This is a genomic window from Streptomyces sp. BF23-19 (genome assembly GCF_041106355.1).
GTDB lineage: Bacteria > Actinomycetota > Actinomycetes > Streptomycetales > Streptomycetaceae > Streptomyces > Streptomyces virginiae_A.
Genome location: NZ_JBGBPT010000018.1, coordinates 101,945 through 114,591 on the forward strand (window position 1 = coordinate 101,945; position 12,647 = coordinate 114,591).

Annotated in this window: 11 protein-coding genes; 1 reads left to right on the forward strand and 10 read right to left on the reverse strand. The window is 66.2% G+C overall.

What is annotated here, in order from left to right; genetic code table 11:
• Positions 1-83: 83 nt before the first annotated feature.
• The 10 genes from AB8A24_RS13400 to AB8A24_RS13445 all read right to left on the reverse strand — a co-directional run bounded on the left by AB8A24_RS13400 (position 84) and on the right by AB8A24_RS13445 (position 12,286).
• Positions 84-1,838, reverse strand: a complete 1,755-nt coding sequence (locus tag AB8A24_RS13400) for an AAA family ATPase (RefSeq protein ID WP_328964238.1) — start codon at positions 1,836-1,838, stop codon at positions 84-86.
• A 419-nt stretch (positions 1,839-2,257) separates the two neighbouring features.
• On the reverse strand, positions 2,258-2,806 hold the full coding sequence (locus AB8A24_RS13405; RefSeq protein ID WP_369475735.1) for a hypothetical protein: 549 nt from the start codon (positions 2,804-2,806) through the stop codon (positions 2,258-2,260).
• A gap of 168 nt (positions 2,807-2,974) precedes the next feature.
• On the reverse strand, positions 2,975-5,233 hold the full coding sequence (gene mobL / locus AB8A24_RS13410; protein ID WP_328964240.1) for a relaxase MobL: 2,259 nt from the start codon (positions 5,231-5,233) through the stop codon (positions 2,975-2,977).
• 94 nt (positions 5,234-5,327) lie between these two features.
• The gene (locus AB8A24_RS13415) at positions 5,328-6,371 is read right to left on the reverse strand and encodes a hypothetical protein (RefSeq protein WP_369475737.1); all 1,044 of its coding nucleotides are present in this window, start codon (positions 6,369-6,371) and stop codon (positions 5,328-5,330) included.
• Entirely contained in the window at positions 6,371-6,895 is a 525-nt protein-coding gene (locus tag AB8A24_RS13420) for a hypothetical protein (RefSeq protein WP_266843067.1), read from the reverse strand. Before AB8A24_RS13420 ends, AB8A24_RS13415 begins: the two co-directional genes overlap by 1 nt.
• A 63-nt stretch (positions 6,896-6,958) precedes the next feature.
• Positions 6,959-7,651, reverse strand: a complete 693-nt coding sequence (locus AB8A24_RS13425) for a hypothetical protein (RefSeq protein ID WP_369475739.1) — start codon at positions 7,649-7,651, stop codon at positions 6,959-6,961.
• Positions 7,648-8,331: a hypothetical protein gene (locus AB8A24_RS13430; protein WP_369475741.1), complete on the reverse strand. Its 684-nt coding sequence runs from the start codon at positions 8,329-8,331 to the stop codon at positions 7,648-7,650. The genes AB8A24_RS13425 and AB8A24_RS13430 overlap by 4 nt, the downstream gene beginning before the upstream one ends.
• A 179-nt stretch (positions 8,332-8,510) precedes the next feature.
• A complete protein-coding gene (locus tag AB8A24_RS13435) occupies positions 8,511-9,212 on the reverse strand; it encodes a hypothetical protein (protein WP_328964244.1) in 702 nt (233 codons plus the stop codon).
• Entirely contained in the window at positions 9,209-10,210 is a 1,002-nt protein-coding gene (locus AB8A24_RS13440) for a hypothetical protein (protein WP_369475743.1), read from the reverse strand. Before AB8A24_RS13440 ends, AB8A24_RS13435 begins: the two co-directional genes overlap by 4 nt.
• A 195-nt stretch (positions 10,211-10,405) precedes the next feature.
• Positions 10,406-12,286: a phage tail tip lysozyme gene (locus tag AB8A24_RS13445; RefSeq protein ID WP_369475744.1), complete on the reverse strand. Its 1,881-nt coding sequence runs from the start codon at positions 12,284-12,286 to the stop codon at positions 10,406-10,408.
• 7 nt (positions 12,287-12,293) lie between these two features.
• Here AB8A24_RS13445 and AB8A24_RS13450 point away from each other — a divergent pair.
• On the forward strand, positions 12,294-12,647 hold a 354-nt coding region (locus AB8A24_RS13450), incomplete at its 3' end, for a hypothetical protein (RefSeq protein ID WP_369475746.1).

A 12,647-nucleotide genomic window follows, 5' to 3' on the forward strand; every position in this document is an offset into this window, starting at 1 on the left:
TCGCCTTGTCGGAGTAAGCAACTACAGGATGTCTAAGGGCTATCGACTCGTTAGTCGACTAGGCCCCCCCGGCCTTGACCGACTCATCGCACCGCACTGACCTCGATGTAGGCATCGGAACTCAGCAGGTTTTTGTCGTCGCTGACCAAGTCGCCGACGACGTCGATGCGGATCCGTCGCTCTGAGGGGTGCTCGTTGAGGAAGGTCGCCACCGCGGTGGTGACCTCGTCGGTCAGCCTCGCCACGGCCGCACGCGCGCCGCCGGCATCGGAGTCGGTGTCACCCTTGTCCTCGATGAGGTACTGCAGGACCCTCGCATCGACGTCGACCCGCACGTTGTGCTTGATGAACACCTCCTGCACCATCTGCCGCAGCTTCTTCCGTACGATCTTCTGCTGCGTCGGCAGCGACAGCGGCTGGAAGGGTACGATCGCGTCGATGCGGCCCAGCAGCTCGGGCGGGAACCGGTTGTCGCCTGTCGTCGAGGAGATGGAGCGGCGGATCAGCTTCTCGTACTCCATCAGCTGTTTGCCCGAGCCGGTGTCGTCGGCGGCGTACTGCGAGATGCTCTTGTAGATCTCCGTGCCGGCGTTCGTCGTCAGAACGATGTACGTGTTGAGGAAGCTGACTTCGCGGTTGTTGTCGTCGTTGAGCCGGCCGTCGTCGAGCACCTGTAGTAGCACGCGCGTGACCATCGCCGAGGCCTTCTCGACCTCGTCGAAAAGCAGCACAGCGTGGGAGAGGTCCCACACCCGCTTGGTGAGTTCGGAGCGGAAGGCCGCGAATGACGAGTCCTCGGCGTACTCCGTCATGTCGAAACGGATCAGGTGCCGCTGGTCATCGCCGAACAGCAGCTTCGCCAGCTGCTTGGTGAGTTCGGTCTTGCCGACACCGGTGGAGCCCGTGAACAGCAGGCTCGCCATCGGCTTTCCCTTGTCGTTGAGGTCCGCCACCGCCAGCTGTAGGCGACGTGCCACCGCGCTGGTCGCCCAGTCCTGGCTGAACACCTTCTCGTCCAGCTGCTTCTTGATCTTCGCGCCGTCGACCTTGAAGGCCACGTTGACGTTCAGGGTCTCCATGAGCACGTCCGAGAGCAGGTCCCGGTCCATCGGCCGGTGGGTCAGGCGAGACCAGCCGACCATGGAGTCGAGCACGAGGATCGACTTGCGCGGTTGAGCGCTGGCCGGCATGTAGCGCTGGGTGTACTCGTAGATCTGCCGGAAGATGTGGTCGTCGTAGAACTCGTCAGCCACCCCGTATCGTTCGGCCATGCCCTGCAGGATCTTGATGGTCGTCGACTGGTCGGGCGGGTTCAGGTTGATGCGTTGCAGTCGCTCGACGAGCGGCTGGTTCGGCGAGATGTGCTTGTGGAACTCCTCGTAGGTTGTCGCCGCGATGATCCTGATGCCGCGGGTTCCCGATGCGGCGAGGACCGGCTTGATCGCCTCGACGGCGGCGTCGGAGAGCTGAACGACCTGATGGAACTCGTCGATGAAGAGGACCAGTTCGTGCCTCTCGTTTCTGACGAAGGCCTCGGCCTCGTCGAAGAAGCCCTTGAGGATCGCGGCCATGTTCTCGGCGGTGCCCGCCTCGGAGATCATGCGCGCCGGGTCCACCTCCAGGTAGAGGCGGTCCTTGTCCACCAGCATCGTGGCCTGGACCAGGGCCGTCTTGCCCGTGCCGGCCTCGGCCAACAGGAGCGCGTTGCACAGCTCGGGACGGCTCATCGAGGCCAGCAGCTGTGTCGTCTCATGCTCGCGGCCGACGATGTCGCGCTCGGCCTTCTTCAGTGGCTCCGAGAGCTTGGACAGGAGCCGGTAGCGCTCGTTGAGCTGCACCTCTTGAAACATGCCACACAAGACCTCTCGACAAGACTGCTGATTCAACTGCAATATCAGTCAAAACCTATCATGAGTCGTACTTGATAGGGCGCTTGATGGTGAGTGGGAAGGGCGGGCTCACTGGCTGGGTCATGGATCGAAACCCGGCGGCCGCACGATCAGTGCTCGACATCTCGTAGCCGTAGGTCGTGCACTCCAGTGGGTCGAGGCGATCGACTTGTGCGTCCAGATGCATGCGCTCGCGCGCGCAGCGCTGACGGTTTCGGTGGTGTGAGCTGGCCGGCAGGTAGGCGCCCCGTGGTAGCGGTCCAGCGAAGCCGTCATGGTCTGTTGCCCTATCCCGCTCGTGTCCCGTGCAGTCGAAAGGCCCCTGGATGTCATTCCAGGGGCCTTTCGCATAAGGCTCGACCTTGGTCTCAGCCGGCCGTCGGCTGGTCGACCTCGACCTCGGCTGCCTGCTCCGACTCGGTCTCGGGGGCCGAAGCCTGGGCCTGTGACTCCTTGGCCGCGGCCTCGGCCCTGCGGGCTGTGCGCATGGAGGTGAGTTGGTTGTCCAGCGTTTTGCTGTCGACCTCGAACTCGGAGGCCTCGACGGACTTGGTGTTGACCACCAGGCCGGTGCCGCGCGTCGAGGGCATCACATTGCCCTTGAAGCCGTAGATGGTGCCGACCTCGTTGCCGTCCTTGTCCAGGATCGGCTCGGTGTTCGACCCCGCGGCCTTGGTGATCTCCTCCATCTGACTGATGGAGTACGGGGCGCCGTTGTTGTGGCGGACCTTGCCGTCCTCACCCCGAACCGGATCGGACTTCAGATGCAGGTTCGTCTGATTCGGGCCGCGCAGATCTCGAGCGTCAAGCTGGATGTCGGCGTACTGGGACTTGCCATCCCTGGTGAAGCCCTTCTTGCGGACTATCGCGATGAGGTTGACTCCGGTCATCGCGCCCCTGCCCTTGAGAAGTGCCATGGTCTCTTCCCTCCACTTGTTCCGACTGTCATCTGGCAAGTCGGCCGCGATCAGTCACATCGCCCGAACAAGGCGTTGAGTCCCCGTCGAACATTCTTCACGCTAATACCCTTATAGGTCATTCGACAAGACCGCTAACTGGCCTGTCCAGTTGGGCTCAAAAACGGATTAGATGGACGGCTGATGCGAGTCCAATGCCATCTCGGCATCTGGAGTGGTCACAGCCTGATCGACTTGGGCCTGGACCCGCACGACGAGGCCGGCGTCCAGCGAGGAAGCCTTGGATTGCCGCATCCGCTCGGCCTGCTCGCGCCCGGCGCGCAGCTCCGCGATTCGGGAACGCAACACGAGCGAGCCGGATCCCTCGCCCGTCCGCTGAGGCGTCAGCTCCCGGGAGACCCGTGTCATCGCCGCGACATCGTTCACCGGCAGATCGGGAATTGCCTCTGCCTGACCGGACTGGTCCAGGTAGTCCATCGCCGCCAGCAGCAGCCGTCGGCGATCCCTGGCCGTCTCGACGAAGGCCTGGTGTGCGCGCGGCCCGATTTGGACGTCGGTGACGAAGTCGTAGCCCAGGTGGTGTAGATCCAAGCCCTTGACCTCGTCGAAGTCATACGCGGCACCGACGACGACCTTGAAGTCCGTGCTGACCGCGTCGGTCTCCGTACTCGCCCGATCCTCGGCGCTCGACCCCACGCGCAGCACCAGGCCGGAGGAAGCGAGATCGGCCCGGAGGCCGTCCAGCTTCTGGTCATAGGACTGCTTCATCGTCCGAATGCGCGCGTCCAGCACCGCCCGGCCGCGCTTGCCCTCGGTCAGGAGCCTGCCGCCGGGCTGATCGTAGATTGTCCGGCCCAGATTCTCGGCCTCCTCGGAGTCTTTCATCCGCTGCAGAGAGGCATCCGCGCGCAGGGCCATGAGCGAGAGCAGCCGCTGGCCGTAAGCCGCCACGTCCTGCTGCTGCTCGTGCCATGCGCCTGCATCCCCGACAAAGGGTAGGAAGTGCCGGTACTTGCTCATCAGCCTCCAGTGGTAGTCCTCCTCGAAGCGATAGAAGGCGTAGAGCGGGCGCGAATCCTCGGCGGCAGCACCGGCCTTCTCGGCCTGTTCCCACTGGTGAGCGAGATCGCGATAGACCCCGACCTTCTCCCGGTGATGCTGCAGACGTGAGGCGTAGCTGCGCAGCCGGAAGCCGAAGGAGACCAGATCGGCTTCCGTGTTCTCGTGGTCCACCTGACGATCTGCAGCCAGCGCCGCCATCTGCTGATAGTCCATCCCCATGACTTCGAGCATCGGCGTGCGCACTCGCAGTTCCGACTCCTGCATGGCTCGCAGCATCTGGTAGATGCCGTTGACGGCGCGCTCCGTGATCTGCGTACGTCCCTGCTCGACCAGCTTCTGCCATTCCTCCGTGCTCAGAGACTCCTTCGCGCGGCGCTCGTTGGCGTAGTCGACGATGCGCTCCATGGCCTCCGGCATCGGGGACCCAGCACGTTCGAGCTGCTCCTTCACGAGCTCGGTCACCAGCTGGTTCGCCTTGCGCATGCGAGCGTCGTTCGAGCCGGCGCGCCAAAGCGTTCGGTCCCCAGGCAGGCAGGCGAGCAGAAACTGCGGCAGGGACTCGGCACGGATTCGCTCGTGCGCCCACCGCTTGATGAAGGTGGTGACGTTGCGCCGCTCGTAGCCGACGGCGCTGGAGAGGTGAGCCACCGCCTGCTTCTCGTCGAGCCAGGCATCGACGCCGCGGCGGAGCCGGGACTTGTGCCGGTCCAGTAGCTTGCCGCGCTGTGTGCCGTTCTTCGTCACCTGGCCCCGGCCGCCGTCGACCATGGCCAGGTGGCAGTGCACATGCTCGGTGTCGACCTGGATGACCCCCACGTAGCGCAGGTCGTCGAAGCCGCTGGTGCCCGAGCTCATCCGCTCCAGGCCGTACATGATCGCCATGCGCAGCTTCATCTGATCGATGTGGCCGCGGTAGTCACCGCGGGCTTCGCAGCGGAAGTCATCGTCGATGATCTTTTGCTTCCGCAGGTACTCCTCGTCGAAGGACAGCACGGTCTTCAACACGGTGTGCCCCGCGTCGAAGTAGTGCTGGATGTCCTTGCTGGCCGCCTTGAGCTGTTCGTCCGAGAGCGAGACCGAGCCGTAGCCGAAAGCCACGCCGCCGTCGCCTTGAGCCTGGCGCATCTCGTGCTTCGTCGCACCCCGCGAGATGCCGACGCGCCCGACGGCGGACTCCCGCGCCGTGTAGCGCAGGATGAAGTCGTCGGTGCGCAGACGCTGGATCGGAGCCAGAGACTCCGTCGCCTGCGCGCGGGCCATGTACCGGGTGACGTAGTCGCCCGGCGTCGCGCCGCGCGATCCCTTGCCGCCGGGCAGCGGCACGCTGAACTCGTTCACGATCACGATGTCCTGCTTCAGGCCCATCGTCGCTCTCCTTCCTGTCTCGCTACCGATGCACTACGGCCCCGGCTGCTGTCCGCCAGCACCCGGGGCCGCGCACGCCGTGCCTGATCCGTCCTCAGGAGCCCAAGCTCTGCTCGTCGTCAACGCCGAAGTCCAGATCGGCCGCACGCTGGGCCACCTGGAGCTTGCGCTCGTCCAGGCTCGGGACGGGCTTGACCTCACGTCGGCGTGTCTCCTGCTCCTCCGCCTCCAGATCGGGATCCAGGTTCAGGTCGCGCTGTGCCTCACGGGTCGGGACCGAGGAAGCGGCTGGCACCTTCTGCTCTTCAGCCCTGTGCAGTGGTGCAGCCACGCGCTCCCGGTAGAGGTTCTCCGTGGTGCCCTCGGTGCTCGCACGCTCGGTCTTGTACTGCTCCCGTTCGGCGGCGATCTCCGCCTCGATCTGCCGCAAGCGTGCGTTCATGCCGTCGGCGACCGGCGCTGCCTCAGGCACGGGCGCTCCGACGACATGCTTGACCTCGGTGTCCAGGCCCAGCTCGTCCTCGGTGAACAGCGGGTTGATCGCGTCCGAGCGCGACTTCAGCCCACGTGCATCGACTACGACCTCGGCCCGCGGGACGCCGTTCTTGGAGTGGTCGGCGAAGTAGCCGGCGAGGTCATAGCCGCTGGACTCGAGATCGATCTCCAAGCCCCCGATGCCGTGGACCTGGGTGAAGACCACGGGCACATCGCCTTCGGTCTGCACCTCCGACGGAGCGAGGACAAGCATGTCCGCCGTGGCCGGCAGCTCCCACTCGATCCCAGTGACCTGCTCGGGCACGGTGAAGCCACTCGTGAAGTATCCCTTGCCGGCCAGCGCCACCAGCTGCTGGTCGTCGAACTCGTAGAAGGCGTCCACCTTCTCGCCCTGGCCGGGGGAGTAGGTCAACTGGGAGATACCGAACGGCAGGGCCTCGGCCGGGGTGACCGAGCGCAGCTCGCCCCTCATGTGCAGATACGGACGATAGTTCTCCTCCTCGCCCCGATGCTTGAGCTCGAGCGATTCGACCATGACGCCGAGCTCGGCGACCACCCCCTCCAGCCGGTACGTCTCCACTCCTCGTTCACGCAGGACACGGTGGGCCCATACGTCGTTCATCGTCAGTCCTGCGGTACGCATCACTTGCTCCTCTTGCGGTTGGTCTTGCTCTGGTTGGCGGTCCTGGTCGTGGACTTCGGTGCGACGTCGGCCCCGGTCGCCTCGCCCTGGGCGTCCTGGATCTTCGCGATCATCCGTGTTGCCCAGCGCCACATGCCGCGCATCACGGCGATCTCGCCCGCGGCGAGCAGTGCGACCAGGAAGAGGAGCGGCATCAGCCACATGGCGATGGTTCCATCCGCGCTGAGCGCACCCTGGGATGCGCCCGACCGCTGGTGCAGCCATGCGCCCAGCAGCGGGAGGATGACCACGGCCGTGATGAATGCCAGCAGGTAGTCGGCGAGAAGGACGACGGCCCGGAAGAACCCCGCCCACACCACGACGGAGAACCTACCGGCCTGATTCTTCGGAGCCAGGCGCCGCCATCCGGTGCGCAGCTTCGAATCCTCGTGCTCCTTCTCAGGCTTCGCCGTGGTCTTCCTCGCCGCCGCGGCGGTGCTCGTCGGGACAGTCGTCTCGGTCTTCTCCAGGGCCTGAGTCGACATGTTCGTGTCCTTACGTCTCGTAGGGGTCTTCTGGGGTGCGTGCCGAAACGGTGGGCGCATCGCTCACCGTTTCGGGGAGCTGGTGCCGACGAGGGCGTCGCGGGTCTTGCTGGAGGCCCGATAGGCGTCCAGCGACGTAGCCGTGCCGTCCTGAGAGGTGGAGTAAGTGAGGACCACGAACTCGCTCTTGGCAGCGCTGCTCTGATCCGGTCCAACGCGGACCGGATCGAGACGGGCCACCCCCGTGTAGGAGTAGTTCAGGCCCTGCACCCGACTCACATGAACGTCCAGATCGGCAAGCGCGTACGTCGTCCCGGCGCCCTTCGTGGCTCCGGTCGCAGTCATCCACTCCGGCACGAACTCGGTCAGTACCCGGGACTCGTGGTCGAGGAAGCCGTAGCGCGTGTCGAGTAGTGCCTGCTGCTCCTTGACGGTCCGGCTCGACGCCGAGCTGTCCGTGAGACCGAGCAGAAGGGACCGACCCGTCGTCCTGTCACGGTTCACCCGCTCGATGTCCACGCCCGGCAGCTGGGCCAACAGCGCCGTGTGCTGTGCTGCGAGCTCGGTCTGGGCGTCGCTGAGGTTGCCTTCGAGCTTCTGAACAACCGCGTTGTCCTGGATGTCCGACGCAGCCGGACCGTCGCCGAGCAGGCCGGCTCCGAGTGCGACCACCGAGAGCGCGAGCAGCCCGCCGGTGCCGCCGAGCAGGATCCTCCCGGCGTGCAGGCGCAACTTGTCCTTGATCTCCTCCTTCACGGTGCCTCCACCTCCTGCTCCAGAGCCTCGCCCGTGGCCGTTGTACCGGTCTGGATGTTCACGAACGCGTTGCGGACCAGGTCGTAGTCGGCGCGGGCCCAGGCCAGCACCGCCGGCTTCTCGCCCGCACCGGTCCTGGTCTCCATCGCCAGCCAGGTCACCGCGATGGTGCCGTCGTCGTTGACCAGGTAAGGCACCTGGACGGCCCACTCAAAGCCGGAGTTGAAGCTCATTGGGATCCCGACGCCGGCTGGTACGTCCTTGTCGCCGGCGAGCAGGTACCACGGGCCCAGGTCCCCCTGGTGTACCGAGGGGGCGAAGTAGGGGATGAGATTGCGTAGCGTCGACTGAGACGTCGCCGCGTCGAGCTTGCCGCCGGCTGCCGCCACGTTGGGCGTCAGGTAGCGGTAGTCGTCCTGCAGCTTCGCGACCTGACCAGCCGCTGTCAGGGCCGTGGTCAGACCACGCTCGGCGTCGTCGGCCTTCGGTAGCGCCGCAGTCTTCGCCTTGGTGATCCTGATCTGCTCCTGCAGAGAGGACATCTTCGGTACAGCCGTACCGCGCACCGCGCTCTGGCCGTCGGAGGTTCCTGCGGAGAGTACGAAGCACAGCAGTGCGCCCACACCCATGCTCAGGCCGGCCGCAAGGGTGGGCTTGCGCAGGCTGCCCGCGGGTTCCATGCGCTCAGGAGTGTCCGCGCCCTCCTGCGAGGACTCGGACGTCGCGACGAAGCGCGTCTTGCGTACCGCGGACCCGCTCGACTCATCGGTCTGTGTCGACGCCATTAGCCCTCAACTCACCGTTCCACTCGAATATCAGCATGACTCTATCAGTGAGGCGAGTTGAAAGGGAGTGTGCGTCATTTGGAATGGCGAGTCTCGCCGCTCGCCGGTACGCCGGAGAGGTTCGAGACCTTGCCCTGGGCGTCGACCGTGACGAAGAGCAGCGCGCGCCGGTACGCCGTGACACTGGCTTTGCTCGCCTTGTTCTGGGACGTCGCGTCGGAGGTGACCTCGATGTCGGCAAGGACGGCGTAGGTGTAGACGCCCGCCTTGGCGTCGATGACCTCTATGTCCGGATCCGCGCCGAGGGCCGAGTTCAGGCCAACCGTGTCGATGTAGTAGTAACGCCGCCCTTGGGAATCCTCGTTGAACCTCGACGGGGGCATGAACGACTTCAGGAACATCTCGTTCTCGGTGAGGCCGAACCGACTCTTCAGGCTCTCGCGCGCAGCCTCGTAGCTCTGCGCCGAGTCCCACGTGAAGACCATCGAGAGCAGCGACCTGATGCGCTCACCGTCGGTGCTCAGCCGGCTCTGGCTGACACCCAGGGCCGCCATGACGTCCGCGTTCACCTGCTCAGCGCGACTCTTCTGGACTGCCGCCAGATGTCCCTCGACATCGTTGATCTGGGCTTCCTGCTCTACCAGGGCCGCGTGCTGGCTGCTCCAGGTCACTCCGCCAACCGTCGCGACGACCGCGAGGACCGCTGCCGTCCCCAGGACCGAGAGGTTGCGCCGGAAGAATCCCCGCCGCGTGGGTGCTGCCGTCTGCTCCGTCATCGCTTCCCGCTCTCCTCCTGTGTCCCTGTGCCACTGAGCTCTGTCCCCGGGCCGCTGAGTTCGGGTACTCCGGACCCGGCCGGCATCTTGACCGCCGGGTTCTCGTACTGGGCCCCAGCGGCGGTTACCACGAGGGCCAAGTGGTCGAAGGCCCCCGCCGTGCCATTGCGCACGTAACGCGCGCTCGCCCAGGCGAGCACCTCGCCGCTCGTCGTATCCCGGCACAGCCAGACGACCCTTGCCTGGTTCGTCGCGCCCGAGCCGCCCTTCACGCTCAGATCGGGCGTCACCGTCTCGACCTTCCATGCGTACGTGCTCGGGTCAGCTGCTTTCTCGCCGTCGTAGCGGATGTACCAGGCGTGGCGCGGATCGATCTCGGTGGTCGCATCGAACGGCGTCAGCGACGAGGTGCTGTACGCCTCCTTGTCACTGACGAGGAAGGAGTCCTTGCCGAACAGCGGCGCCAGGTCCCGTCGGTGCTCGACGATTTCCAGCGTGGCCTGGTTCGGAGCCCCGTTGTTCGGGCCGGGCTGGACACTGGCCTGGTGGTACAACGTGGCGAAGGTCTGCTCACCCGCCGCGACCTTCTTCGCGTCGGCGGCTGCCGCCTCGGCGAGCTTTGACAGCTGCGCGCCGGCGTCGGCCTTCACGGGCGTGGACTGGGCATCGTCCAACTGTTCCTTGAGTCGGACGATCCGGGCCTCGTTGTCCGCTGTGGTCGCCTTGAAGCTCTCGCCGGTCACGCCCGCAGCGACGACCAGGGCGAGGATCCCGGCACTCATCACCGCGGTGACGCCGCGGCGGAGCAGGCGCGCGTTGTCCGCTGGGGCGCGAGCCTGGCCCTTCTCGCGCCGGCGCGTCATCCAGCCCGCGAACCGCTCTTCGAGCTCGGCTCCGGTGACCTTCGTGTGCGTCTTCGATACCGCGGGCTTCTCCTCGGGCATCGACTCGCTCTCCTGCTCCGCTCCGGTGCTCTCGGACTCGTCAGGGGTTGTCATCACGGAACGCTCCTCACTCCGCATTGTTCTCATAAACGAACCAAGCCTATACCGAAAGCCATTCATGGCCGAGTCTGAATCCATTGAGAAAGGCGTCGAAGGTGGAACTGGCGCGCGGACCTGACTCGGACACGAAGAAGCCGGTGCCCGGATCGCCGAGCACCGGCTTCTTCCCCCCAGGTCAGATGCTGCGCATCAGGCCTTTTTGATCTTGTCGGAGGTGAGCATCGCATCCGACATATCCACGAACTTCCAGCCCTGGGCAGCCATCCGCGCCGCGCTGTCGACGCGGACCCGGCCCATGTAGGCGCAGTAGCCGGCCTCACCGAGGATGACCCTGTCCCCCTGGACGCCGAGCACCACGAGGGTGTGGCCGACGGGAGTGGATCCCGGCCCGGACCCGACCGAGTAGGGGACAGGGGTCGACTGCAGCGTCTTGCCGGTCTCCCTCGCGATCGTGTAGGCCGTCTCCTTGCCATCACCGGACGGGTAGGCCTGGAACGTCGTGTACTTGTTCACGAAGTAGGTTGAGAAGCTCACGCAGTTCATTGCGTGGTTGTCGCCGCAGGAACCAGGGCCGCCGCCCGGACCGTACCGGTCGTCGAGGAACTTGTCCCCCTCCTTGTTGAAGAGGTCGACGAGGGCCTGGGCCTCCTCCTGCGTCATCCCGCCGTCCTTCGGCGAGACGGAACCGCCGTCCGTGGAGGTGCAGTTTCCCAGGATCGTGTTGATCCCGTTCGATATGTTCTCGATGATCCCGCCGACGATGTCCTCGACGCCACCCACGATCGAGCTGTCGACCGACCAGCCGCTGATCTTGCCGAACCACATCTCGGCCTTGTCGCCTCGTGCAGCGATCCCGGCCGCGCCGTCAGCGGAGCGCTCCCAGTTCTCGTGAAAGTGCAGCGCTGCCGCACGCGGCGAGGCCTGCGACTTCCTGAGCATGTCCTTGAAGACCGCAACGTCGCCCGGGTTGTCACCATCGACCATGAAGGCCAACTGGGCCTTGATCGTGAACCAGTCGACGCCCTTGCCCTGCGCGTACTGGCGCAGCAGCGTGTTGCGGCCGAACGTCCACTGCCCAAGACCGATACCGTTGTCCGTGTTCTGCGCGGCGCTGGCCTTCGCGGCGGTCATGGCATACGTCCCCGTCGGAAAGTTCTGCACACTCGTCGGGTCGATCCCAGACTCCTGCGACCAGTTTCCGAGGATGCCCGCGATGTTCGCCTTCGGCATCCCCCAACTGCTGAGTACCGAGTAGATCTCCTTGGCGTTCTTCTCCACGTCCGCCGGGACGGTGGCACCGGAACCGTTGCCAACGCTACCCGCGTTGACGAAGCACGCCGCCTTGTTCGCGTTGATGCCGCCCTCGGTCAACGCCGTCGAGTTGAGGACACCGGTCAAGACCGTGCCCAGCAGGGCCACGGTGGCAGTCACCGCGACCGCACCCGACATCGCTGCCGCTACAGGGGCCATCGTCGCGGTGACGGTGATGCCCAGGACCGCGCCGGCCCCCTTGGCTATAGCGCTGCCGATCGCTATGAACGGCGCAGCGATCGCATGACCAACCGCCTTAACGATGTTGACAATGAGCGTCCACAGCAGCTTCCCGGCGTTGACGGCCATCGCCATGGCTGCGAAGAACATGGACTTGAGCCAGTTCAGTAACGCCATGGCCATGATCACGCCCATGGCTGGCGGAACAGCAGCCGCACCACCGCCGACGGCGACGCCCTTGGCCGCCTTCGAGCCCAGGCCCTCGCCGTCCTTCGCCGCACCGCGCTCGTAGCCCGTGCCGCCGACACCCAGCTCGCGCTGGTCGGCCGGCTTGGCGTCCGGGCTGCCGCCGGTGGCCTTGGACACGCCCTTGACCGCGTCCTGGGCCCCCTCGACAGCGACGTTCTTCGCTGCACCAACGGCGGCTCCCGGAAGCCCGCCGGCCTGTGCGCCGGCCACGGCACCGGAGACAGCGGCTCCCGCGTAACGCCCGACGTTGCGACGGGTCGCGCTGCTGCCGTCTCCTTCGATCGCCTTCTGGGTCGCGCCTCCGGCCAGGTTCCCGGCGACGCCGTTCATACCCTGCTTGAACGTCGCCCCGGCCTTCGCGGCCCCGGCATTCGCGGCCCCAGCATTCGCGGCCCCGGCCTTCGCGGCCCCGGCCTTCGGCGCCCCGGGATTCGCGGCTCCGGCCTTCGGCGCCCCGGCCTTCGGGGCCCCGGCCTTCGCGGCCCCGGCCTTCGGCGCCCCGGGATTCGCGGCCCCGGCCTTCGGCGCCCCGGCCTTCGCGGCCCCGGCCTTCGTCGCCCCGGCCTTCGGCGCCCCGGGATTCGCGGCTCCGGCCTTCGGCGCCCCGGCCTTCGCGGCCCCGGCCTTCGTCGCCCCGGCCTTCGTCGCCCCGGGATTCGCGGCCCCGGCCTTCGGCGCGCCGGGATTCGCG

Excerpts from the sequence above, each read along its gene's own strand:
- AB8A24_RS13405 (WP_369475735.1), bottom strand. The coding sequence starts at position 2,806 with ATGGCACTTCTCAAGGGCAGGGGCGCGATGACCGGAGTCAACCTCATC.
- mobL (WP_328964240.1), bottom strand. The coding sequence starts at position 5,233 with ATGGGCCTGAAGCAGGACATCGTGATCGTGAACGAGTTCAGCGTGCCG.
- AB8A24_RS13415 (WP_369475737.1), bottom strand. The coding sequence starts at position 6,371 with ATGCGTACCGCAGGACTGACGATGAACGACGTATGGGCCCACCGTGTC.
- AB8A24_RS13420 (WP_266843067.1), bottom strand. The coding sequence starts at position 6,895 with ATGTCGACTCAGGCCCTGGAGAAGACCGAGACGACTGTCCCGACGAGC.
- AB8A24_RS13430 (WP_369475741.1), bottom strand. The coding sequence starts at position 8,331 with ATGGAACCCGCGGGCAGCCTGCGCAAGCCCACCCTTGCGGCCGGCCTG.
- AB8A24_RS13435 (WP_328964244.1), bottom strand. The coding sequence starts at position 9,212 with ATGACGGAGCAGACGGCAGCACCCACGCGGCGGGGATTCTTCCGGCGC.
- AB8A24_RS13440 (WP_369475743.1), bottom strand. The coding sequence starts at position 10,210 with ATGACAACCCCTGACGAGTCCGAGAGCACCGGAGCGGAGCAGGAGAGC.
- AB8A24_RS13445 (WP_369475744.1), bottom strand. The coding sequence starts at position 12,286 with ATGAACGGCGTCGCCGGGAACCTGGCCGGAGGCGCGACCCAGAAGGCG.